Origin of the sequence: Chitinophaga sp. 22308, assembly GCF_052045305.1 — a bacterium.
In the GTDB taxonomy this organism is placed as follows: domain Bacteria; phylum Bacteroidota; class Bacteroidia; order Chitinophagales; family Chitinophagaceae; genus Chitinophaga; species Chitinophaga varians_A.
This window is the reverse complement of record NZ_JBQEOP010000007.1, coordinates 211,001-235,642: the sequence shown is the minus strand read 5'-3', so window position 1 is coordinate 235,642 and position 24,642 is coordinate 211,001. Positions and strand designations below refer to the sequence as shown.

General features: G+C 50.2%; 18 protein-coding genes. 8 read left to right on the top strand and 10 right to left on the bottom strand.

The window, feature by feature from the left end; all coding sequences use genetic code 11:
- Positions 1-44 precede the first annotated feature (44 nt).
- From ACTJJS_RS26895 to ACTJJS_RS26885, 3 genes are read left to right on the top strand one after another with little or no spacing between them, the layout of a single operon-like run.
- A complete protein-coding gene (locus tag ACTJJS_RS26895; protein ID WP_440666483.1) occupies positions 45-3,470 on the top strand; it encodes a SusC/RagA family TonB-linked outer membrane protein in 3,426 nt (1,141 codons plus the stop codon).
- A 19-nt stretch (positions 3,471-3,489) separates the two neighbouring features.
- A complete protein-coding gene (locus tag ACTJJS_RS26890) occupies positions 3,490-5,070 on the top strand; it encodes a RagB/SusD family nutrient uptake outer membrane protein (RefSeq protein WP_440666481.1) in 1,581 nt (526 codons plus the stop codon).
- A gap of 30 nt (positions 5,071-5,100) precedes the next feature.
- Complete coding sequence (locus tag ACTJJS_RS26885) at positions 5,101-6,234, top strand: TlpA family protein disulfide reductase (protein ID WP_343746651.1); 1,134 nt, start codon at positions 5,101-5,103, stop codon at positions 6,232-6,234.
- 115 nt (positions 6,235-6,349) lie between these two features.
- On the opposite strand, the gene ACTJJS_RS26880 is transcribed toward ACTJJS_RS26885, so the two are convergent.
- The 3 genes from ACTJJS_RS26880 to ACTJJS_RS26870 are packed head-to-tail and all read right to left on the bottom strand — an operon-like array spanning position 6,350 to position 10,323.
- Entirely contained in the window at positions 6,350-7,945 is a 1,596-nt protein-coding gene (locus ACTJJS_RS26880; protein ID WP_440666479.1) for an MFS transporter, read from the bottom strand.
- A gap of 2 nt (positions 7,946-7,947) precedes the next feature.
- Positions 7,948-9,021, bottom strand: a complete 1,074-nt coding sequence (locus tag ACTJJS_RS26875; protein WP_440666478.1) for an HlyD family secretion protein — start codon at positions 9,019-9,021, stop codon at positions 7,948-7,950.
- 3 nt (positions 9,022-9,024) lie between these two features.
- On the bottom strand, positions 9,025-10,323 hold the full coding sequence (locus ACTJJS_RS26870; RefSeq protein WP_440666476.1) for a TolC family protein: 1,299 nt from the start codon (positions 10,321-10,323) through the stop codon (positions 9,025-9,027).
- A 122-nt stretch (positions 10,324-10,445) separates the two neighbouring features.
- Between ACTJJS_RS26870 and ACTJJS_RS26865 the strand changes: the two genes are divergently transcribed.
- Both ACTJJS_RS26865 and ACTJJS_RS26860 read left to right on the top strand, forming a co-directional pair.
- Positions 10,446-11,255: a helix-turn-helix transcriptional regulator gene (locus tag ACTJJS_RS26865; RefSeq protein WP_168874105.1), complete on the top strand. Its 810-nt coding sequence runs from the start codon at positions 10,446-10,448 to the stop codon at positions 11,253-11,255.
- Positions 11,256-11,329: 74 nt separating this feature from the next.
- Positions 11,330-12,877 (top strand): S10 family peptidase, encoded by a 1,548-nt coding sequence (locus ACTJJS_RS26860; protein WP_440666475.1) that lies wholly within the window; start codon positions 11,330-11,332, stop codon positions 12,875-12,877.
- A 76-nt stretch (positions 12,878-12,953) separates the two neighbouring features.
- Here the strand turns inward: ACTJJS_RS26860 and ACTJJS_RS26855 are convergent, their stop codons facing one another.
- Positions 12,954-13,646: a GNAT family N-acetyltransferase gene (locus ACTJJS_RS26855; RefSeq protein ID WP_440666473.1), complete on the bottom strand. Its 693-nt coding sequence runs from the start codon at positions 13,644-13,646 to the stop codon at positions 12,954-12,956.
- Between the two features lie 115 nt (positions 13,647-13,761).
- Complete coding sequence (locus ACTJJS_RS26850; protein ID WP_440666472.1) at positions 13,762-16,932, bottom strand: carboxypeptidase regulatory-like domain-containing protein; 3,171 nt, start codon at positions 16,930-16,932, stop codon at positions 13,762-13,764.
- 426 nt (positions 16,933-17,358) lie between these two features.
- Here ACTJJS_RS26850 and ACTJJS_RS26845 point away from each other — a divergent pair, with 426 nt between their 5' ends.
- Both ACTJJS_RS26845 and ACTJJS_RS26840 read left to right on the top strand, forming a co-directional pair.
- Positions 17,359-19,116, top strand: coding sequence for a hybrid sensor histidine kinase/response regulator (locus ACTJJS_RS26845; protein WP_440666470.1), 1,758 nt, complete (start codon positions 17,359-17,361; stop codon positions 19,114-19,116).
- 158 nt (positions 19,117-19,274) lie between these two features.
- Complete coding sequence (locus tag ACTJJS_RS26840; RefSeq protein WP_440666468.1) at positions 19,275-20,603, top strand: PQQ-dependent sugar dehydrogenase; 1,329 nt, start codon at positions 19,275-19,277, stop codon at positions 20,601-20,603.
- 75 nt (positions 20,604-20,678) lie between these two features.
- Here the strand turns inward: ACTJJS_RS26840 and ACTJJS_RS26835 are convergent, their stop codons facing one another.
- The 3 genes from ACTJJS_RS26835 to ACTJJS_RS26825 all read right to left on the bottom strand — a co-directional run bounded on the left by ACTJJS_RS26835 (position 20,679) and on the right by ACTJJS_RS26825 (position 23,224).
- Positions 20,679-21,659 (bottom strand): hypothetical protein, encoded by a 981-nt coding sequence (locus ACTJJS_RS26835; RefSeq protein WP_440666466.1) that lies wholly within the window; start codon positions 21,657-21,659, stop codon positions 20,679-20,681.
- A 54-nt stretch (positions 21,660-21,713) separates the two neighbouring features.
- On the bottom strand, positions 21,714-22,280 hold the full coding sequence (locus tag ACTJJS_RS26830; protein ID WP_440666464.1) for a DUF417 family protein: 567 nt from the start codon (positions 22,278-22,280) through the stop codon (positions 21,714-21,716).
- Between the two features lie 83 nt (positions 22,281-22,363).
- A complete protein-coding gene (locus tag ACTJJS_RS26825; protein ID WP_440666462.1) occupies positions 22,364-23,224 on the bottom strand; it encodes a helix-turn-helix domain-containing protein in 861 nt (286 codons plus the stop codon).
- A 157-nt stretch (positions 23,225-23,381) separates the two neighbouring features.
- Here ACTJJS_RS26825 and ACTJJS_RS26820 point away from each other — a divergent pair, with 157 nt between their 5' ends.
- Complete coding sequence (locus tag ACTJJS_RS26820) at positions 23,382-23,831, top strand: carboxymuconolactone decarboxylase family protein (RefSeq protein ID WP_440666460.1); 450 nt, start codon at positions 23,382-23,384, stop codon at positions 23,829-23,831.
- Between the two features lie 55 nt (positions 23,832-23,886).
- Here the strand turns inward: ACTJJS_RS26820 and ACTJJS_RS26815 are convergent, their stop codons facing one another.
- Both ACTJJS_RS26815 and ACTJJS_RS26810 read right to left on the bottom strand, forming a co-directional pair.
- A complete protein-coding gene (locus ACTJJS_RS26815; RefSeq protein ID WP_440666458.1) occupies positions 23,887-24,270 on the bottom strand; it encodes a hypothetical protein in 384 nt (127 codons plus the stop codon).
- Position 24,271: 1 nt separating this feature from the next.
- Positions 24,272-24,475, bottom strand: coding sequence for a hypothetical protein (locus ACTJJS_RS26810; RefSeq protein WP_168874095.1), 204 nt, complete (start codon positions 24,473-24,475; stop codon positions 24,272-24,274).
- Positions 24,476-24,642 lie beyond the last annotated feature (167 nt).

Here is a 24,642-nt window from a genome sequence, read left to right as displayed (position 1 = left end):
AAGGACTAGCGACAGCTAACCAAAATCACATAAACCAACTAACGATGAGGAAAGTCTTATTCTTCCCTATGGGAATGGTATTGCTTTGCCTGAATGCCACTACCCTCCCGCAAAGGGCCATGGCGCAGCAAACCGTACCAACCGGTAAACAACGGCAGGAAAAAATGACCGTGGATGCGGCATTAAAAAAGCTGGAAAAAAAATACGGCGTCACCTTTGTCTATGACAAAACACTCGCTTCTGAAAAGTACACTTCCGTTAATCCGGAACATGCCGGCAACCAAAGCGTGGAAGATCAGCTGAAAGCGATCCTCTACCCTAACGGTCTGCTGTTCCTGTATATTAAAAAGGACTACTATGCTATTACTGTCAATAAAGACAAAGGCAACAACATCCTTACGACTGACAACGCCCCGAAAGAAGAAGATCCATCACAGCCACTTCCGACGGTTGCCGCAGCTCCCGCAAGAGGACGCGTAACGGATGATAAAGGCATGCCTATTGAACGGATCAGCGTACAGGTGGCCGGCACTACCACCGGCGCCTATACGGATGCCAATGGCTCATTTAACATACCTAATGCCGCCAATAAAAAACTGATGATCAGTGGCGTAGGGTACGCGCCCCGGGAGGTGCAAACCCTCGGTGCGACACCTGTAAACGTAACCCTCCTCAGCTCTTCCAAAGAGCTGACGGAAGTCGTGGTGGTAGGTTATGGTGAACAAAAAAGAGTAAAGGTGCTCGGGGCTATCAGCACTGTTAACAGTAAAGAAATCGCAGAAGCGCCCGTAGCAAGGGTTACCGACGCCCTGGCCGGTCGTGCCCCCGGTTTGTTTGTATCCAAAGGTAGCGGCGCCCCAGGCAGAGGCTCTACATTTTATGTCCGTGGTATCAGCACTACCAACAACTCCGAACCGCTGGTGGTGATTGACGGTATTCCCAACCGAAGCCTGGACGACCTCGCACCTACCGAGGTGGAGACTATTTCCGTATTGAAAGATGCATCCGCCATTGCGGTGTACGGCGCCAGGGCGGCCAACGGTGTTATTCTCGTTACCACCAAAGGCGGTCGGTCCGGTAAACCCGTTATCAGTTTCAGCGGAAACCTCACTGTTCAGCAACAGACACGCCCGCTCAAACCGCTGGGTTCCTACGAATATGCCAAACTATACAACCAGGCACTCAAAAATGAAAACAGCTTCAATCCCGCGCTGGGAAAGGGCTACACCGATGATGTCCTGGAAAAATTCAGGACCGGCAACGACCCCGACCGTTATCCGAACACGGACTGGTACGGCGATATCCTCGCTCCCACTTCCATACAGCAACGGTACGATCTGTCTGTCAGCGGCGGCAATGAAAAAACACGCTACTTTGTATCTGCCGGCTATAACAATGAAGGTGGTTTTTACCCCGTAGTCAATTACAAACGGTACAATGTGCGCTCCAACCTCCAGACAGAAATCACCAAAGGCCTGTTGTTCGACGTTAAAATAGCAGGCATCATGTCTGACAGCAAGGACACGCGCGGTGGCGGAGGACAAGTGGTGAAAATGGCGATTTCCAGTCCCCCCTATTATGTTAACCAATTCAGCAACGGTCTGTATGGCTTCGTTCCTGCAGCCAGAGGCAATGCTTATCAGCAGTCCAGAGGCGAAGACGGTTACATACAGAACAATAACAACACCTTCACCGGCACCCTCTCCCTGCAATACAAACTGCCGTTCGTAGAGGGTCTGTCCTTCAAAGGAACCTTCGCTTACGACAGGCTGGTGCTTAACTCCAGGAGCTTTTCCAAACCTTATGTATTGTACACGATGGACAATGCAGGCGTGATGAAGAAAGCCAACAACCTGCCGGCCGCGCCTGAACTGTCAGAGAGCACCAGGCAGAACAATTTTGCTACCAGTGAGTTTTCCGTTAACTATGACCGGTCGTTTAAAGACCATCATGTAGGTGGCATGTTGCTGTTTACACAGACCTCTTATAACGAACGTTCTTTTGGCGCCACCGGCAGAAATTTTGTGTCGCCGGCGCTGGAAATACTCAATGCCGCCGATCCCACCAACGTGGCAGTGTCAGGAACCGCCAGCCGTCAGAACAGACAGGGGGTTGTTGGCCGCTTTACCTACGACTACCAACAGAAATACCTGTTCGAAATGAACTTCCGGTATGATGGTTCAGACATCTTCCCGCAGGGCGGCCGCTTCGGTTTCTTCCCTTCTGTGGGCGCCGGCTGGGTGATATCCAAAGAGCATTTCTTCCCGCAAAAAAGCCTGGTCGACTATCTCAAATTACGTGGCTCCTGGGGCCAGCTGGGCAACGACCGTGTAGATCCTTACCAGTTCCTCGCGAGCTATAGCCTCGTGGGTGCTGACAGATATGGCGTCAGCCATGGTTACTCCTTCGGTGGCACCAGCCCCGTGTACTACCAGGGCCTGGAGCTGAACGTATTGCCTAACCCTAATTTCACCTGGGAAAAAGCTGTGATGAGCAACATCGGCTTCGACATGCAATTGTGGGACAACCGGATCACTGTTGCCGGCGACTATTTCTATAAAAGAACCAAAGATATCCTTGCTCCCAGGGCACAGGCCGTACCGGACGTGATTGGAATAAAGCTGCCCGTAGAAAATGCAGGCATCGTAGACAACCGCGGCTTCGAGATCAGCATCGGTTACAATGGCAAGACGGACAAGTTCACCTATTATGTAAAACCTAATCTCACCTTCGCCCGCAACAAAGTGGTATACTATCCTGAAGCCAGCTCTATTCCTGAATGGCAGCGCCTAACCGGCAAGCCTATTATCATGAAGCCGGCAGGTAATGTCTATAACCCGAAGTTCGTGTCCAATGGGCTGTACCAGTCACAGGACGAAGTAGAGAAAGGACCTAAGCCCCTGTACCCGACAGTATCCGCAGGCGATATCAGGTATGTTGATATTGATGGTGATGGAAAAATCACCAACAACGACAGGATAGTTGCCGACAATGGCGGTTATCCGGAAATACAATACGGCATCGCTATGGGAGGCCGCTACAAAGGGTTTGAACTGAACCTCCTCTGGCAGGGCAATGGTAACGTGAAAGCCTATGTGTACGGTTCCTACTCTTTCCCCTTCACCGCCGACGGACATCCGCAGGAGATACACAAAGACTACTGGACACCGGAAAATCCAACTGCCGCATTTCCCAGGTTGTCTGTTGCCTATGTTAATAATACTGAACACTCAGATTACTGGTTGCACAACGCTTCCTTTATCCGCCTTAAGAACGCCGAACTGGCCTACAATTTACCGGAGTATATGCTGCGCCCTGCGGGCATCAAAGGAGTAAGAGTATATGTAAATGGAAATAACCTGCTCACATTCAGTCGTTTGAAACAAATTGACCCCGAGGCTGCTGCCAACAATACGGTTGCCTATCCGATCATTCGGAGCTACAATGCGGGTATTAATGTTCAACTGTAAACAACCAATAACAGTCATCATGAAAAAATATGCATATCTCCTTTTGCTCACCGCCTACTGCCTGACGGCCTGCCAGAAGGACTTTCTGAACAAAGGTCCATTAGACAGGTTTACCGATGAGCTTATATGGAAAGACAGTAGCCTGGTAAATCTCTATATCGCTAACATCTACTCCGGTATTATCTCCGAGTACGACCGAGGCGGCAGTGACCTGATGATGAGCTATACCGACGAAGGTGAATCGAACCGTCCCTACCTGGACGGCCAGCTGGTAAACTTTGCCCAGTATAATTCCGCTACCGGTGTGTTCAGCGACAACTGGACCAGCAACTACGCCAGTATCCGTAAATGCAACACGCTGCTGGAGCAGTTGCAATCAGCTCCTTTCAGTGCGGCGCTGCAACAAAGGATGCGCGGCGAAGCCTACTTCCTGCGCGCTTTCTTTTACATGGACATCTACGCGTATTTCGGTGCATTCCCTATTGTTGACAAATCACTGGGGCTGAACGACGAACTGGCTATCCCACGCGCCACCAATAAAGAATGTGTCAACTTCATCCTGAAAGATCTTGAAGCGGCAGCCGCTCTCCTTCCCGCCACTTATACAGACAAGGCACAGACAGGCCGTGCCACCAAAGGCGCCTGCTACGCCATGAAATGCCGGCTGCTGCTTAACGAACAGGATTACCAGGGTGCTGCTGCCGCGGCCAAACAGGTGATGGACCTCAACCAGTACAAGCTGTTCCCGGATTTTAAGGCGATGTTCCAACCTGCGAATGACAACAATGTAGAGGTTATTTTCGATAAACAGTTTGGCAGCCTGCAAAGCAAACAAAAACATGACCTGAACGATTACGAGTACCCGCGTAACTTTACCGGCTTCGCCAGCGGTGTGAACGATCCTACGCAAAACATCGTGGACGCATTTCAGATGAAAGACGGCAAGTCATGGAATGAATCGGCGCTGTACAATCCTGACCGCCCCTACGAAAACCGCGATCCCCGTCTTTACAGCAGTGTACTGTATGACGGTATGATGTTCCGCGGAGAGATACTCGACCTGCAGAAAGGCAGCGCCGCCAATCCGGCGGAACGTGGCACTGCCACCGGCTATTATCTCAAAAAATTCCTGGACACGACCTACGATCTGAAGGGGATTTCCAATCCCAACCTGAACAACTGCGTCATTATGCGGTTGGGAGAAGTATATCTCAACTACGCCGAGTGCCAGCTGAAACTGGGTAATGCAGAAGAAGCACGCACGTACGTCAACCTTATCCGCGCACGTGCAGGCATGCCCGTTATTCCCGCTGGTGAAATGACCTGGGAAAAATACGAACAGGAAAGAACGGTGGAACTGGCCTTCGAGGGACAACGCTGGTTTGATGTGCGCCGCTGGAAAAAAGGGCCGGAACTCCTTGGCCGCCCGGTATATGGCATGGTGATCACCGTTGCCAACGGCAAACGCACCTATACCCGTTCAAAGATCGAAGACCGGGTATTTGTGGCGCCTAAAATGTACATGTTCCCTATTCCCCTGGATGTGATGAACAAATATCCGGCAGGAAAAGAATTGAAACAAAACCCGGAATGGGATTAACTTAGAGTGCCAACCATTTAATCAGTCAATATGAAAAAAATTACAACCAGCGCCCGTATCCTGTTGCTGTTCACCGCTTTAAGCACAGGAGCCTATGCACAACAAAAGACTGTTGTCATTAAAGGTACCGTGGTAGGCGATACCCGTGGCTATGACCGCATAGACATGTACTCCCGTAACCCGGACCGCTACGACTCTATGACGGTCACCAATAAAACTTTCTCCGGTGAAGTCCCTTTTGAAGCGCCCTACCGACAGTTATTCGCATCGCTGTACGATTCAAGAGTACGTGGCGGCTACGCGCCTCAGGCCATCCTGATCGACAAACCCGGCACCTATCGCGTAGTGGCCCGCATAGACAGTACCGGTACCCATTACTCTTCTCCCGACGGCGCCGCGCAACAGGTGTATGCCGCTTTCAATGAGGAAATGGACAAAACCTGGGACGGCATCGAAAAAAAGATGAAGGACAAGTATGGTGCTGATGTCATGAAAAGCCTCTATGGCAAAAACGCCAATGCCGCAGCTGGCGCCGAAATGGAGGCCATGGAAAAAGCCGCGATCAACAAACTGGTGCAACATTATGTAAGCAAGAACCCGGGCTCTTATGCATCAGCGGTGATCCTGCAACGTAACAGCGGCTCCCTGGACGATAAAACGCTGACTGCTTTATATACCCAGCTCACCCCGGCCATAAAGGCGCTGCGTGAAGGAGAAGCCGTTAAAACAGAGATCGCTGCCCGCAAACTCAGCGTCAACGGTGCTACGCCGGCGGATTTTACGCTGAAGAACGAAGTGGAAAAAGCCGTTAAGCTGTCTGATTACAAAGGCAAATACGTGCTCATTGATTTCTGGGCCAGCTGGTGTGGCCCCTGCCGCGCCGCTTTCCCGCACATGCGTGAACTGTACGCACAGTATAAAGACAAAAATTTTGAAATACTCAGCATCTCCACCGATCGCGACAAAGCCGCCTGGCTTAAAGCCGTAAAGGATGAAAACAATCCATGGCCACAAGCCCATGATGACAAAGGCGAAGTATCTAAAAACACGTTCAATGTACAGGTGCTGCCCACCCTGTTCCTGTTGGACCCGAAAGGCAAAATCATCGCCCAAAAACTCGAAGGAGAAGCACTCGACAAAAAACTGAAAGAGCTTTTGCCATAGTAGAAACCAATACCAACCATTCAAAAAAAGAAAAGACGCAGTTCATGCGTCTTTTCTTTTAATAGCTATATAACAATCAAAATCAGTTCGTTATATTTTTTCACTTCAAACAAAGCTAGAACGTGGCCGCAGCTGGCTGTTTAGCTTTCACGTCAATGATCGTACGATTAATGAACGGCGCCATAATGATCAACAACATTAATCCAAGGATCAATATCACGACCATCTCATTATAATCCATCGCATATTTCAGAAAAGCCTGTTTCTGTATCGCCTTGTTCAACAGCCCTGTGGCAGCACGGCCGGCCATGTCCGGCTCCATGCCTCGCGCATGCAATGCAGACTCGTACAGATGAAGCCTTTCCTGCAAACCACTGTCGGCCCGGGAAACATGATCACTCAGGCGCATGGCATGTGTGCCTGAATAGAACAACGAGAAATAATTGATCAACGCCGTACTGATGCCGAAGAAAGCGAAGCGGATAAATACGCCCACTGCTGCGGCCGACTGGCTAAGCTCTGTCGGCACCGAAGAAATAGTGAACAGCAGTATCGGCGTAAATACCATACCCGCTCCCATTCCCTGTAGCAGTAACGGCAGTATGAAAGTATTCATATCTGCTTCGGACGCAAAGAGAAAGTACATCCCCCCGTGAAATAATAATAACAGGAAAAAACCGGCCAGCCAGATAAACTGCAGCGGGCGTTTCTTAACGATCAACCTGCCGGAGATAACGGCCCCGATGATAATCCCCGCAATATTATAAATGAGCAGTTCGTACAGATTGATCGGGTCCATGCCCAGCACCGTGGAGAAATAGCTGGTGGTAATAGAGAACGCACCTCTGATCAGGTACAACATGCCAATCAGAAAAATACCAAACAGAAATGCCCTCGACTGAAATACTTCCTGGTGTATAAAAGGCCGTTTACGTGTGAGTTGTCTTGTTACAAATACAATCGCCAGTAAAACGATGGCAATGAGGCTCCAGACGATGGAGCCATCCTGCAGCCAATAGTACTGCTGTCCGTAGGTGACCACATACCCGATGAGAATAAGCATAGGGCTGTAGAGGAAGAAGCTGGCCCAGTCCAGCTGGTACAGTGGTGTTTTCCTCACCAGGTGTACTTTGTTCATCAGCAGGAGTAGCAATATTCCGCCAGGCACAAATGTGTAGATGATCATCTTATAGAGCACATTGTATTCGAAGTTGTCTACCAGCGGAGCGGTCACCAGGGAAGTCAGGGACGCCGAGCACAGGATCATGGTGTAAAAAATGGCATACCCGGTTTCCCGCGCGTGCTCTGATTTTAGCCGTCCGAAGAGTAATGTCAGACAGATACTGGTCACGCCGCAATTCACCATCCCTTGCAGAAAGCGGCCTGCAAAGAGTACGGTCAGTGAACGGGTATTGTAACACGCATAACTTATCAGTACCTGTAATACCAGGCATATCAGAAAATATTCCTTGGTTGACACGCGGCTGAAAAAGCGGCGTTCCAGCGGTGTAAAGCTGGCGAGGGCGGCGTAATACAACAGCATGGAAAACTGTATGTCGGCCGGTTCCACCCCGTAGAACCCTGTTGCCGCGCTGATGTTGGCAGTTGACAGCGCAAACAGCATGACCGTAGGAAACATCACGAGGAAGATGGTGAGCCTGGTCAGCCATTCCGGCGCCCATGACCTGAATATGGAATTACCTTTGCTCATGATCAGTGACGGGCTTTAGATACAGATACATTGACGCTCATACCGGCCGACAGCGCTTTCAGTTCTTCCGGCGTACCGTTTAGGCGTATCCGTACGGGGATACGTTGTGCTATCTTCACGAAGTTGCCCGTAGCATTGTCTGGCGGCAGCAATGAAAACCGGCTGCCGGTAGCGCCTGACAGGGATTCTATTTTGCCGGTGAAAGTTTTTCCCGGGAAGGCATCTACGACGATGTTGGTCGTTTCTCCGATAAACATATGACGGATCTGTGTTTCCTTGAAATTGGCCACTACCCATTTACCGGCTTCCCAGTCCACGATGTAGGCGAGTGTCTGGCCTGCCTGGATCAGCTGTCCCGGCTGGATAGTACGGCGGCCCATTTTACCGTTATACGGCGCTGTGATGACAGTATAGGAAACAGTGAGGGCCCTGTTTTTTACGACGGCCTCTCTCCTTTTGATTTCCGCTTCCAGCGCGCTCTGCTGCACGCGGGCGTCATTGATTTTGGCAAGGGACGCATTGTAGGCGTCTATGGCAGTATTATAGTCAGAGCGGGCCACGGCCAGGGCAGCTTCCACTTTTTCCAGTTGCTGTTTGGTCGCAGACTCCGCATCGTAGAGTTTTTTGTAGCGGTCGTATTCCTGTTCCTGGTTATGCAGCTTTGCTTTGGCTGCGGCGATCTGTGATTGGTATACTTTGGCCGATTCGGCAGAAGTGGACACATTGCTCTGGATAACGCCGACCTGTGCTTTGGCGTTTAACAGCGCCGCATCCGCTTCCTGTTGCTGCGCGGCATATTCGCTGTTATCTATGATCACCAGCGTGTCTCCTTTCTTTACTTCCTGGTTTTCCTCATAACGGATAGACGCTACGTAGCCGGTAACTTTAGCGACTACGGGGTTGATATATTCATCGACCTGCGCGTCGTTGGTTTCTTCGTATTTCCATTGATGCAACAGCGTTCTTATGCCCCATATGGCGAGGCATATCACCACAATGGAGGCAACCACGGTCGTGATCCTCGATATAATCCTGTCTGTTTTGTTCGTGTTCGTGTTGGTGTGTGTGTTGCTCATATATTAAAGGTTGCCTGTTGCTTTCAATAATTGATAGTATTGTAATTGCGCCGTTACTTCCGCATTGGTGAGATCAAAGCGGGACTGGAGCAGCTGTGTTTCCGCGTCCAGCAGGTCGGTCAGCAGGGAGAGCTGATTAAAATAGGTATTGTTGACGATCCGGAAATTTTCCTGTGCCTGCAGGATGTTCTCCTGTGCCACGCGGATACGTTCCAGTGCTTCTGTATAACGGAGATAACCGGCCCGCACTTCTTCACGGACCTTATCTTTCGTATCGGCGTGCTCTATCTCCTGTTGTTCCAGCGCTATCCTGGCAGCTTGTTTTTTGTGTTTGTTCTGATATAAAGCCGATATAGGCAGTCCTGCTTTTACGCCTACCTGTCCGAGGCCGTACAGGCTAATGGCGTATGGATAAAACAGGATCTGCGGGTAGGCGTAGGAGTATTCTGCAAACAACCCGACTTTAGGCAGGATGTTCGATTTTACTTCTTTGAGCCTGAGCTCACTCAAGGCTGTTTCCTTCTCTGAAATTTTAAAGGAGAAAGCGTGTTCATAGGCCTCTGCGAGGTAACCGTCGTAGTCTTTTTCCGGAACGGCGGCCAGTGCCAGTGTGTCCAGTGCCAGGCGGTTATCGATACTGTCCGGCTGGCCGATCATAATATTGAGCCGTTGATTGGCGATGAGAAGACTGTTCCTGATTTCCAGCAGTGTCATTTTTTGTCTGGAGAGTTTCAGTTCCGCGCGCAACACATCGCTTTTCAGCACTACGCCGTTCTTCAGCAGCTGCCTTATCTCTTCCAGCTCTTTCTCACGGTCACGGATATCCTGTAACAACACTTTTTCGTACATGCGGTACCGGTATATGTCCAGATAAAAGGCCGCTGCCTTGTATTTAATTTCAGCGTTGGTCATATTGCGCTGTTCTGCTGCCAGCTCGCTTTCTGTCTGCCTGACGGTGATTTCGCGGGATGTTTTGCCGCCATTGTATACATTGAGATAGGCATCCGCGCCAACGGAGTAAGCCTGATGTACGACCGGAAACTGTGTAGGAGCATTAAAAATCCCTTTTTCATACATCGGCAGATTGGATACCCGGGAATAGGAGCCGCTGGCTTTTATCTCCGGCAGCCGCTCGTCCATGGCAGCTTTGACCTGTTGTTGGGCGCCGGCCACCCGCAGCTGTTGCATCTGTAATTGTTTGTTGTACACGGCAGCCTTATTCCATACATCCGTTAAGGTTAAGGGGCTCTGCTCAGGGTTCTGACAAACGGCTGTTTTGCCGGCCAATAATGCAGAGAGCATTATTCCCGCAAGCCATTTATTGCTAATTGAAGACATATTGATTCTGATGAAGTTGCAAAGTTCAATTCATCCCGGTTAAATTATTTGTTATAAATTGCCATTAATTTGCTAAATCCGGCCAAATGGAAGAATTTAAACCCGAACTGATCATCGAGCAAGTGGACAGGATACCAGAATCCGCCTACATATGGCACTGGAAAACGGAGCATCACTTTCCCTTCCATAAACATAACAAAGGACAACTCACCTATGTTGAGGGGGGCGTCGCTTTTTTATATACCAGAGACAAGACCTATTTCCTGCCGGCAAGACATTACATGTGGGTGCCTGCAGGCGTAGAGCACTATTTTGCGCACCGCTATCCGGCCAACTTTGTCCGCACGATCTACTTCTTTAAGGATGAAGATGACGAGCAGGTGCCGTTTTACCGTCAGACGGGCATCTATCCGGTGAATACGTTGCTGCTGGAGATGATACTGTACACGGCCAAATGGGACAAAGACGTGTTGCCCGGTTCCAACGGTTATCGTTTTGTAAAGGCTATTAAGAACATCCTGCCGGACATCAGTACTTCTCCGTTGCCGATCAACCTGCCGACTACTGATAACAAGCGGCTGCAGCCTGTATTGCGGCATATCAACGAGAACCTGGGCGAGCCGCTGACGCTTGAATCCATCAGCACTGAGTTTAACATCAGCGAACGTACGCTGACTCGGCTTTTCCGGTCTACCATGGACATCTCTTTTTTTCAGTACCTGAAACTGGCCAGGATGATCAAGGCTATGGGTTACCTGCTGGAGACAGAAAAGACCATCAGTGAAATAGCCTGGGATACCGGCTACAACAGCGTGTCCGCTTTCAGCAATACTTTCTTTAAACTGGTGGGCAAACGTCCGTCCGACTTTCAGCTAAAGGAAACAGGAAAGGGATGACCGGTTTGGATTTCCCGATATTTGGTTATAAATAGCAGCCTACAACAGCTTATCACCAAATATCTGATCTAATTATGAGCGTATTCAACAAGGCCTGGATGCCTTTATTTGTGGCTGGACTCACCAGTCTGTCATCCGCAGTACAGGCCCAGCAGGCGCCGCCCTCCGGCAAACCGGCGCCTAAAGCAGACATCACCGGCGCCAACCCGACATTATCCCTCAGTGCGGACACTGCTGTCACCAGTTATCATGATGTTACCGTTAAAGGACAGAAGATCCCCTATAAAGCCATTGCCGGCACACAGCCGGTATGGGACCAGGACGGCAAAACCGTCGCCGGGCTTTTTTACACCTATTATGAAAGGACCGATGTAAAAGACCGGGCTTCCCGTCCACTGGTCATCTCCTTCAATGGTGGCCCCGGCACACCCTCTGTATGGATGCAGATCGCGTATACCGGTCCCCGTCTGTTGAATATTGATGATGAAGGATATCCCGTACAGCCTTACGGCATACGTGAAAACCCACAGTCTATTCTCGACATTGCGGACATCGTTTACATCGATCCTGCCAACACCGGCTATTCCCGGATTAATAAAGACGCGCCCCGCGACAAATTTTTCGGCACCAACGCCGACATAAAATACCTCGCAGAATGGATCAACACGTTCGTTTCCCGCCACAACCGCTGGGCATCGCCGAAGTACCTCATCGGGGAAAGTTATGGCACCACCCGTGTGTCCGGTCTGGCGCTGGAACTGCAAAACGCGCAATGGATGTACCTCAACGGCGTCATCCTAGTATCGCCAACTGATCTGGGCATAGCACGCAGCGGGCCGGTAGATGCCGCATTGTCACTGCCTTACTTTGCCGCCACCGCCTGGTACCACAAGGCACTGGGCACTGACCTTCAACAGAAAGACCTGACAGCCGTACTGCCGGAAGTGGAGAACTTCACGATCCAGGAACTGATACCTGCCATCAGCCAGGGGGGCTTCCTCGATGACCAAAAGAGAAAAGACATCGCCGCCCACATGGCCCGTTATTCCGGCCTCTCCGAAAAAGTGATCCTGCAGCACAACCTCAACATACCGGTAGATTTCTTCTGGAAAGAACTGCTCCGTGACCGCGGTTATACCGTAGGCCGCCTGGATTCACGCTACCTGGGCCAGGATAAAGAAGATGCCGGCGCTTCCCCTGACTACAATGCAGAACTGACTTCCTGGCTCCATGCCTTTACACCGGCAATGAACATCTACCTGCGCGAGGAGCTGAAGTTCAGCACAGATCTCAAATACATGATGTTTGGCCCGGTACATCCGTGGGACCGCAGCAACGACCGCACCGGCGAAAACCTTCGTCAGGCGATGGCAGCGAACCCCTATCTCCATGTGATGATACAGTCAGGGTATTATGACGGCGCGTGTGATTATTTCAATGCGAAATACAGCATGTGGCAACTTGATCCGGGCGGAAGGCTGAAGAACCGGTTGTCCTGGAAAGGCTACCGCAGCGGACATATGATGTATCTCCGTAAAGATGATCTGGCAACGGGCAACGAAGATATCCGGGAATTTATCCGGAAGTCGCTGCCGAAAGCCGGACAGCCGGCAAAATACTAGTGCCCGCAAAGCGACATATAAAATAAAGGCCTGCCAGTATGCTAGTACTGGCAGGCCTTTATTATTATAACAGTTTTTATGATTTGATGATCTTTCTAAACACGATTTCTCCGCGGGTAACGAAGCCCATATGCTCATAGAGACGAATCGCCCTTTCGTTGGCCAGCGACACATGCAGCATAGAAGTGATGCCCTCCTCCGCATGTTGCCGACACAGGCGGGTGATCAACTGCTGCGCATATCCTCTGCCGGTATATGCCGGATCGGTAACAATAGCGCTCAGCTCCGAAAAACCCGCCATGCGCATCCGTTCCCCACTCATGGCCACCAGGCGGCCTTCCTGCCGGATACCGTAATAAGAACCCAGCGACGGCGTGTCCAGATTATAGTAGCCCGGCTGCACCCGGTTGACCAGTTCATACATTTCCGGCCTGTCGGCGGCGGTCAGCAGGCAGATTTCCACTGGTGTTTTAACCGGTAGCTCCACCATTTCCCGCAGCACCATCTGTGCGCAGGGCAGCTCCAGCACTACCTGCCAGTTGGCCGGCAGCACAGGTAATTTTCCTACCAGGAAACAGTACTCCCCTTCGTTTAGCCATGGCTGTAAGTCCTCCGGCTGATGCGCCGATGCGTGATCGTAGCCGATGAAGGAAAGAATGTTCCGGCGATATCTTTTTACGTGACGCGTACCTTCCGACATTGCGGCCTGCACGGTTGTCAGCGCATTCCAGACGGGGTTGTCCAGTACTTGTTCATCTGTTGCTTCCAATGTTAGCGGTATTGATTCCTTACAAAGATTCTAAAAAGCCGGGAGTTTAGCAAGGCCAAAATAAAACAGCCCGGGGTGCTTTCCCCGGGCTGTTTTATCTTTTTTCAGGATGACATCAGAAGCCGTACCTGATACCCAGCTGTATCTGCCACGGGTTACCGGAGGGCACTACTACACCAGAGTTGACGTTTACGTCGTACTTGTAGGTGGATGAAGCAGGATCGAAGCCGCCCAATGAGTAAAGGTTCTGTTTGCCCAGCACCTTGCTGGCGCCCCATGCTTTGTTGAACATATTGGCTACGTTAAAGAAATCACCGGAAAGCTCTACGAACTGTGATTTACCGAAATTAAATTTCTTTGCAATACGCACGTCCCACACACCGTAAAAACTATTGATACCACCGTTTCTTTCCGCTACCTTGCCGCTGCTTTTACGCAGATAATCCTTGATACTGTTATCTACGTTGGGGTTATCGAGGATGGATTTGAGGCCGTTGCGGATAGCGGCCGGTACACCAGGATCATTCACGTCGAACACATAGGCGAGATCGTTAGAGCTTACAAAGTCCCCGTTCACATTTCCATTTACTGCGAGAGAGTAACGTGTACCGCCTATACCGGAATAGCGTACGCCCACGTTGATACCCCAGAAGCTGGGCGCAGTGCCGTAGAACACCACTTTGTGGCGGAACTGGTTGTCGGAATAGGACATGACGCTGAGGTTGCGCGGATCATCTTTCACCATCAGGGACAGTGTAGCGGTATTGGCCACGTCACCATTATAAGAGGTATTGTCCTTTGAATCGTTCCAGGTGTAGCTGAAAGAAATTTCACCATCTCTGAAATAACGGTAGGTACCGTCCACCACAAAGGCGAACTGGTTTACCTTGCCTTCGCTGTTCAATTCCAGCACACGGCCCACTTTGGTGCTTTTGCGCCCGTTCTGCCAGTCCGCATAACCATTGCCCGGGTTAATGGTATTGGCTGGCACGTATACGCCCCGGTCACCTTCGTTTGCCAGACGGAAATAGGGCTGGTCCACCATGTTGCGGTCCACGTACATATAGTTGTGGCGCGCCAGCGTGGCGAAGAATGTCAGTCCCATTTTGAAACGGTCAGTAAAGAAGTGGTTATAGGAGAGGTTGGTTTTATATACCACTGGTATGCGGGCATCTTTGCCGTTCATGTTAATAGTACCAATGCGGGGCAGGCCGAGTTTATCGAACAGTTCCTTACCTGGCGCAGTAGAAGGGTTTTTCCGGTATTCCACGAAATTAGGGGCAGGCACCTGGGCGCCCTGCACGTCTACGGTCAGCACCTTGGTACCGTCGAACAACATGTTGTTGATCATTGCATAGTTGTTGATATCGGAGCCAAAGATGGCCGCGCCAAAACGGAGGTAGTCACGATGCTGCTCATTGATGTCCCAGTTGAATTGCAGGCGGGGCTGCAGCTGGAAAGTACGCAGGGAATTGTCGGTGCGCAGGCCCAGTTCCTGGTATACGGTTTCGTTGAAATTGGGCTTATTGAGATAAGTGGTATAGTCAGCACGCAGCCCGGCGATCATTTCAAAACCTTTAAACAATTCTGTCTGCATCTGAGCGTACAGCGCCGCGCTAACGATGTTTTGTTTCACGCTGGGATCATCTGCCAGGGCTACTTCGCGGGCATAACGGTACGGCGTCATGTTATTGAAGTTGTCCATACCGGTAAAATAGAAGCGGCCATTCATTTCGCTGCCATACAGGGAGTTCATGTGGCTGTACATGACATCTGCACCGAAAGTAAAGTTGGCTTTGTTGGTATTGTAATACAGGTTATTGACCAGTTGAAACACATTGTTGTAGAAGTGCTCGGGAGAATACCGCTGCCCGCCGAGCTGTATGCTGGTGAACACATCTTTGCCATTCACATTAGACTTCACCCTTTCCACAATGCCGCGTGGAATGTTCTGTGCAGGCAGTTGAGCGCCGGGGGAGCTTTCTTCAAAAGTGTACAGGTGCTGTACTTTCAGCTCGTTGGTCATTTTAGGGCTGATAGTGGTACGCAGGGTGGCCAGCAGGCTGTTGTTGACTGCCTTCGCATTGGCGTACACCTCATACAGGTTGATAGCGGTGTTATCATCGCGGCCCAGCGGAGCGCGGTCATTGACATAGTTGTCGCGAATAGTCAGGAGGTTGCGTTCATTCAGCTGCCAGTCGATGCGGGCAAAGGCGGCGTCGGTACCTCTCTTTTTGTTGAAGGAGCCGAACTGCGGCGTTTCTGCCACGCCGTATTTGCCACGGGCGATCTCCAGGAAATTATCCAGTGTGGATTGTGTGACGTTCAGCCGTTTTTCGTCTTCCGGTGTTTTAATGTCAGCCAGCTGCAGCGGGCGGGCGTCAGCCTGATGGTCCCATGCAATGAAGAAATGAGCTTTATTGCGGATGATAGGGCCGCCGAGAGAAAAACCGTACTGGTAGGTGGAGAAGTCGTTCTGCCGTTTATTACCACGGATATCATTAGGGCTTGATAATTTATCGTGCCGCATGAAGGCGAAAGCGCTTCCTGAGAATGTGTTGGTACCGGATTTGGTCACCGTGCTGATGGTGCCTCCGCCGCTGCGGCCATAGGTCACATCATACTGGTTGGTCACCACTTTAAATTCCCGGATCGCTTCCATGGATATGGCGTAAGGGCCGCCTATCCTGGTGTTGGTGCCACTGCTGGAAGTCGGGTTCTTGGCAGAAGTACCGTCGATTGTAATGTTTGTTGACGACCCTAACTGACCAGCGAGGTTGTTGCCGCTGCTGAGGGGCGACAGATCGATCAGCGAGGTGAAGTTACGGCCGTTTACCGGCAGCCGCGCGATGTCCTTTGCAGAGACCGTAGTGGCGGCGCCGAAGTTCTCCGTTTTGTTTTTGAGGCCGGAGCCTACCACTTTTATTTCCTGCATGCTTACCGCGGCCGATTGCAGCGCGATATTGACCCTTACCACGTCGCCCTGGTTAAGCGCGTAGCCGGTGCGTTTCTGTTCCTGGAAGCCCAGCGAGGTCACGTTGACCGTGTAGGGGCCACCCAGCGGCATTTCCCGGAAGGTAAACTCTCCCTTGGCATTGGTAATGGTACGGCTGGTAAAACCGGTGGATTCATTGCGGACCGCTACCGAAGCGCCGGGCACCGGTTGTTTGTTTTCGTCCGTGATCATCCCCAGTATAGACGCCTGTGTGGTCTGTGCTACCGATGGCTGCAGGAAAAGGCATGTCAGTAAAGACAAAAGAAAAAGAAAGTGACAGATAGGTTTCATATGGTTTTGAACTTTTCAAGTGGGCGAAAATATAGCTGGTATTATGAAAATCAAATTCCGGGGCCGATTCATAACGTAAAATTCACATTGACCCACTGCGGCCCGCTTTCTATTTTGGTTGAATACAGAACAGAAAAATAATAAATAAAAACTAAAAAAGAAAACAAAATAAAACAATTCGAAATCATTTAGTCATTTAACCTTTAATTATTTAAAATGATTAAATGACTAAATAATTTGCTGCCTGCTGTTTTACCTCTCTTCTGCTTTCCTATTTTTAAGGTGATTTTTAACACATTGCGTTTTACAACAGATCATTGAACCAAAGCCCGACAGAACATGCTTATGAAGCGCTGATAGCGCATAATAACAACGAACATGAAAACACCTCAAATGACTATTGAAAATCTTATTTAATGCTGTCACATGTACACATCAACCCAACCCCGCCTCCTAAAGTCCTTAAGAGCGCCGCTGTTCGCCGGTACGGCAAGCCTTACCAGTCCGGAAGAAAGAAGACCCGTCATCCTAGCCAATGCGTTGGCCCTTATTGTTACGATAATGGTGCTGGTTATCGGTTCTTACTTTTATGTACTGCATCCTACGCCTTTTATCCTGGCGCCTGTGGTAATGGAAGCTACCGGATTCATGTCGGTGGTGCTGCTTAATCACTTCCGGCAATACTTCAGGGCCAGCCTGGTGATGTTGCTGATACATGGCATTTTTGCGGTATACTGGAGCTGTTTACTGGAAGACGCCATTCCGACGGACCTGGTGATCGCTTTCCTTGCGGTGATCGTTTTCCATCTTTGCAATACTTTCTTCCTGAACAGGGAACGGAAAGTACTGGTGTCTACGTTGGCCATCACGCTTTCATTAATGGCACTGGTGCATATTAATCACCGTCATCCGGTGATTGTGCCGCTGGAGCTGACTGAAAAAGCGATGTATATGATGCATGTGCTGACAGCGGCCGGTTTTGTGACCATGATGGTGCTGGTAATGTCGTTTTACATTGGTAAAATACATGCCCTGCTGCAATCAGAAAGAAAACTGAAAGAAGCTTCCATGGCCAAAAGCACGTTCCTGCGGGAAACCTATCATGAACTACGGACACCCCTCAACGCTATTTATGGTATCGCCCAGCTGTTACAATTGCGCAAGAGCGATGAAGACAGTGAAGAGCATAAAGAAATAGACGACCTTTATTCCGCCTGTTATATTGCGCGCAATATCATCAACAATGTGCTGGACATGTCGCGCATTGATGCCGGCAGGTTTAACACGGTTACCCGGGAATCGCTGGACCTCCGGGAGTGCGTGGGGCATTGCGCGGCTATCAGCCGGTATATTGCGCATTCAAGGGGCATCACTATCCGCGAGAGCTTCGACAAACAACTCCCGGCCATCATCTACAGTGATAAAATCATTCTCACCAAAATCATCAACAACCTGTTGTCCAATGCGGTGAAATTCGCCACCGGCAACAGTACAGTGTCTGTCACAGGAGAACGTTACGGGCAACAGATCATTTTCCGGGTGATCAATGAAGGCATCATTCATCCTGAGAAAGCCAGGCATATCTTCGAAGCGTTTGTGTCCGAGCGAAACCAGATCACAGAAGCCACCGGCCTGGGCCTGTCTATCACCAAACACCTGGTCACCTTATTGGGTGGCAGGATCTATATGGAACCGGACGAGATGAGCACCCATACCATCATCACCTTCACCTTGCCGCTGGAGACGGCCAGGGAGAACAACACCACTTCCATCCGGCAGCATTATCGCCGGGACGTGTTTCCCGGTGCTACTGCGCTGATCATTGAAGACGATCTGGTAAGCAGTGCATTGCTCAGCAAAATACTGGCCCATATGGGCATCGCGCCTATCCTCTGCCACGACGGGGCCGCAGCCCTACAGCGTATACAGTTGGAGAAACCGGACATCGTTATCACCGATCTGCACATGTCTGGCATGGGCGGCAAAGAACTGCTACGGTTGTTACGCAGTGACAGCTTTCTGAAAGACATCCCTGTACTGGTTGTTTCGGGAGACGCTTTCGTTTCCGTAAAAGAAGAGCTGTTACAGGCAGGCGCCAGCGCCTATATTTCAAAGCCTGTGCATTTCAATGAACTCTACCAGGCGCTGGCCGCGCACCTGCCCCGTTTCCAGACGCCGGTCTGATAATTAATACAGTCATTTGTTTATTTGATCATTTGCTCACTGAGTGCCTCTCCGTGCGTCATATTTTTTTCAGCATCTTCCATTATTTTCGTACTTTTTATGGCCTTCAACGGTCACGGACATCCGAAAGTCCATTATTTTGCACTAAACACAATACTATGAAAACAGGATTATGGCCTATCCGGTCAGACAAGCGGGTTTTCAGGACAATGGCCCTGAGCCTTTTAATGCCGTCTGCCATGCTGGTACTGCACAGCTGCAATAACAATCCCGGTACGGAAGCACCTAAAGGCCCCGCTGCCGACAATGGTAACGTTGGCCTGGAGCTGCCGCAGGGATTTGGCGCGCTTCGTTTTGCCGACAGCACCGGTAATGCCCGTCACCTGACTGTGAATAAAAACGGCGTGGTGTATGTTAAACTGGAAAACCCGGTCAACGGCAACGCCATTGTGGTGCTGAAAGATAAAAACGGCGACGGTCGTGCAGATGAGCGTTCCGCGTTTGCTCCCTACGGCGGCACCGGTATCGCCATTAAAGACGGTTACCTGTATGCTTCCTCCAACACCAGCGTGTTCCGTTACAAACTGAACGACCAGCAGGAAGTGGCAGACCCGCAACATCCGGACACCATCGTCAGTGGGCTGATAGACCGCGGGCAACACAATTCAAAATCCATTGCCCTGGACAATAACGGTAACCTATATGTGAATATCGGGGCACCTTCCAATATATGCCAGGAAAAAGACCGTACCAAAGGTTCCCCGGGCATGCAGCCATGCCCCCTGCTGGATTCTGCCGGCGGTATCTGGGTGTTCAAAGCCAATGAACTGAACCAGGGATATCATAACGGCAAACGGTACGCTACCGGCCTTCGCAATGTGGTGGGCCTCGACTGGAACAACCAGGCCAATGCGCTTTTTGTAATGCAGCACGGCCGCGACAACCTGCACGACTTTTTCCCTGAACTGTACGACGCCAAACAATCAGCTGAGCTGCCCGCAGAAACCATGTACAAACTGCATGACGGCTCCAACTGCGGCTGGCCGTACATTTACTACGACCATATACAGCAGAAAAAAATCGTTTGTCCCGAATATGGTGGCGATGGTAAAAAAGCTGTCACTGACAAATATGACGACCCGGTAGCCACTTTCCCGGGCCACCTCGCTCCCAACGCGCTGCTGTTCTATACCGGCAACATGTTCCCTGAGCGTTATAAAAACGGAGCGTTCATCGCGTTCCACGGTTCCTGGAACAGGGCCCCTGAACCGCAACAGGGCTTCTTTGTGGCTTTTGTGCCGTTTAAAGACGGAGCGCCTTCCGGTAAATGGGAAGTATTCGCCAAAGGTTTCGCCGGCAAAGAAAACATTGCCGCGCCCGGTGATGCGCTCCACCGCCCCTGTGGCCTCGCGCAAGGTCCCGATGGCTCCCTGTACGTGTCTGACGACAAGATGGGCACCATCTACCGCATTGTCTACAAACAATAACAGTGTATTTAGCCACAATAAGAAAAGCAGCTCCGTGGAGCTGCTTTTCTTATTGATATAATTCAATCACTATCGTCAACGGGTCAGTAAAGCTACTTTCCGGTCTTTCGTGATGACAGCCACGGCTTTCGTTTCCCTGTTATACGAAATCTGTGGCGCTTCTATATGATGAATGATAGAAGATACCTGAGGGTTGACAAGAAATTCCTCCAGCTGGTCCACCACCTCACCGGTGCGGTAATTGATAATACGGGGACAGCCGGCCAGGTCCCAGGTGTACGTATCATCTATGGGGAAGATATTACCGAAGATCCCTTTAACGGTGACAGGTGCAGACAGAGCATCTGTTTCCAGGTCCCAGACCACCAGTTGGCCTGGTTGCAGCGCCTCCGCATTTTCAGCTTCTTCGTCCATCAGTTCTCCATCTCCGATGGCGCCGATCAGTACCTCATGGTTACTGATGAAGCCTGCCACGCCCACTTCTGCATCAACATCCGGACTTTTTTTAACCTGGTCCAGCAGCTTAGGGTCCTGCAGGCATGCTTCGATATTAAAAGCCACCACCATGTCCCAGGGGTGCCATACCCAGCCTTTACTGATGAGCCATTTGTTATCTGCGCTTACTTCGAGGCGGGAGTAAAAATAGTCCTGCGGCTCGCGACCTTCCACGCGGGTGATCACCTCTCCTGTTTCCACGTCTTCAAAGTCCAGCTGGCAGTAGGCTTGCGGGCAATGGGCCAGGTAGGTCCTGCCGTTGGGCGCTACAAAAAACGCTGCCGGATATTCGTACACCTCCGCCTGATAGTATGACCGGTTAACTTCCCGAAGCATTTTACCGTTTTTCAGCAGCAACCCTTTGGTGCCCTGCTTAGTAAAAATCAGTGCATATTGTCCGTCCGTTGAAGTGATGGCAGCATCGAAATTATAAGCGTAATGTATTTGTTGGGCAGGCCATGCGCCGTCGCCATGTATTTTTGTGCTTGTGGCCCAGTCTACGAGATCATTTCCCCGCCAGGATATCGTTTTGGTGTGAACGTCTGTTATTTGGAGTTGCATAGGTAGTTACTTTTTTGTAGCCGGTAAAGATATTAAAAAACGCGCAGGGCTACACTACATTATGCCTTTACGCTGAAGATAAATACCGGCAGACTCACTCATGGTGACCAGCGCCCCTCCCATGATCATCACATCTTTGATCACCAGCCTGCCACGGCCGGAGAGATAGGGGAATCCCCAATGATGGTCTGTCAGGTGCGGCACCCAGGATTCAGGCGTGGTGACCAGGAAAGATAAAGTGCCCAATGCCATGACAAACACCAGCAGGCTGCCCACTACACTGGCCAGCGGCGCCATGCGGTATATGGCCACCAGTGCGGCCAACGTGATCAGGAAAACGCCGAGGCCGCGGGAGAAGCCATATGTATTGTTGTTTTCATGCCAGGTATGGTTCGCTTCAATCAGTTCCCCTTCCTTGTTCATGTGTGTCTTATACTCGCCCGGGGTATTGTAAAAGAAGGACATAAAAGGACTGTTGGCCACAAAGGGAACGATGCCGTCTGCCTCGTAGGAAAAGAATTTTAAGGCGCCTATCCAGACAAACACGATGACGATTCCCCAGCGTACGACTTTTTTTCCCAATTGATCAAGGTTGGCAATGGCCTGCAGGACTCTGTTCATGGCTTTCATTTGTTCGTTTTTTATGGATGAATAACGATACAAATGTAGAACGGGCATCAGCGCCGGGCCATGGAGGGAAAAGGCTATTGCATGGACAAATCTGCCACGATAGATATGCCTGTCCGCTGGCGGAACGTCTGCGGCGATACGCCGGTATTTTTCTTAAAGAAGCGACTGAAATAGAACTCATCATCAAACCGCAGCGCGTAGGCGATTTCCTTGATGCTCTTACGGGTCAGGTGCAGTTGTTTCTTGGCTTCCAGTACCAGGCGGTCCTGGATCAGGCGGGAAGGTGATTTACCAAAATAGCGATTGCATTTTTTGGTGAAGTGGTTCGGGGAAATTGCCAGTAGTTCAGCATAGTCAGCCGGTTTGTGCAAGGTAAGGTAATGTTGGTCCAGCAACACGCGGAAACGTTCCATCTGATCGTCCGGCTGCGGTCCGTCCGGCTTTATTACCTGCGTTTTCTGCCGGATAGCGCTGGACTTGGCCAGCAGCAGCTGGAGATACGCTTTGAGCACCATATCAGAAGGCGCCTGTTGTTTGAACTCTGCTTCCAGTTGGGTGATCAATTGAAAAAAGCCCAGGGAGTCATCTTTGGACAACTGTATAAAAGGCTGCTGATAGATATTATTAAATAGCGATCCATTGCAGGCTACTTCCGCACGGTGATGTTCAATACAATAAAAGTCACCGTGGAAACGCAGCTGGAAATAAGGCAGGTCCGTGTCTGCCTCGAGGCGCAACAGCTGAAACGGGGTGGCAAACAACAGTACCGGCCCGTTGAAGGCCGTCACGGAAAAATCGGCATGAAATATCCCGCTGCCTGCGGGAACAAATAAAACAACATATTCCGCAAATTGTACCGGCTGCGACCATGCGGCTGACGCCTCCTGTTGCAGACCGAAAAGCAACTCCTGTGTATCCGTGTGTACCGCTTTCATTTACTGGTTTTAATCACTCGCCAAAATCCATCTAACAAATTTAAAAACAATCTATTTTAAATAAAATTAAAAAATATTTAAAAATGATGTCCTAAATGGAAATATCGGGTTGTCATCTTATCAAAACAAATATTAATCAAAATTAAAACGATACAAAATGGAAGCAAGAATTTCTTTCGGAGATGTTAAAAAAGGATTTGCAGACGGACTGTTTAAAACAGGCGCTTATCTCCGTCAGGGGCTGGACCAGAAGCTGCATGAACTGATCAACACCCGTATGTCCCAGATCAATGGTTGCGCTTATTGCCTGGACATGCACTTTAAAGATGCTACTCACATTGGGGAAACTGCACAAAGGTTATATTCCCTGCCGGCATGGCGTGAGACGCCTTATTACAGTGAAGCAGAAAGAGCTGCATTAGCCTTTGCAGAAGCGCTGAACGCCAATCATATGGATGATGAAACTTATGATGAACTGGCCAAACATTTCAGTAAAGAAGAAATTGCCGATATCGCGTTATCAGTAGCGATGATTGGCACCTGGAACAAATTAAACATTGCATTCAGGACGGTGCCTGGCGGCTACTCCGTGGGCCAACACGGTTAATTCATTGATCACGCAGTTCCTTGTTTCTACGGGCAGCGGCAAGGAACTGCGATCATTACCTATATCCTTCACCGTTAGTGCCATGCAACGCCACAGGCCAGTGCTGCCAGCCATAGTACCCTGCGGCGCCGGCGAAATACGCCGCTACGTCCAGCCAGTCGCCCGTATAACGGGGCGAATAATGGGGCATTATCCATTCAAACACCACAGCCACATAACACGCAATAAACAGCACATATGCGAGCGGCAGCAGATAATCGCTGCGCTTCACTATCCAACGTTGTACCACTACCAGGCATACCTGCGCTATCAGCGGCACCACGACGAGGTCTGTCAGGTGACCGTTCAGCCAAGGTAACGGGTGACCGCTCCATCGGGCGATATGGACCATCAGCCATGACAAACCGCTGATACCGGATATGTAAAACAGCCGTTTCATGTTACAGCGCAAATGACACCGCAATGGCCAGCAGGGCTGTTACCACGCCTGCTACTCCCAAAAAAGCCGCAAAACCGACCTGTTTCATTGCTTTTTTTATACCGGAATCTTCCGGTTTGATCGGCAATACACTGTCTCTCAACCGTTGAATAAAAGACTTTTTGTCTTCTTCCTCTTCGTTGTTCGTGGTGGTATATTCGGTCATAACTTTAAATTTAGGCCAAATGTACTATTTTTTAAGATAACCACCATGATATTCGTGTCCATTCTTTTCCGCTGGATTTTCATGCTATTATTTTTCAGGGACATTTCGTAGGGCATACCGGGATTTTTCCCGTTGTTCAAAAATGTTATTCATTTTCCATTGCCATC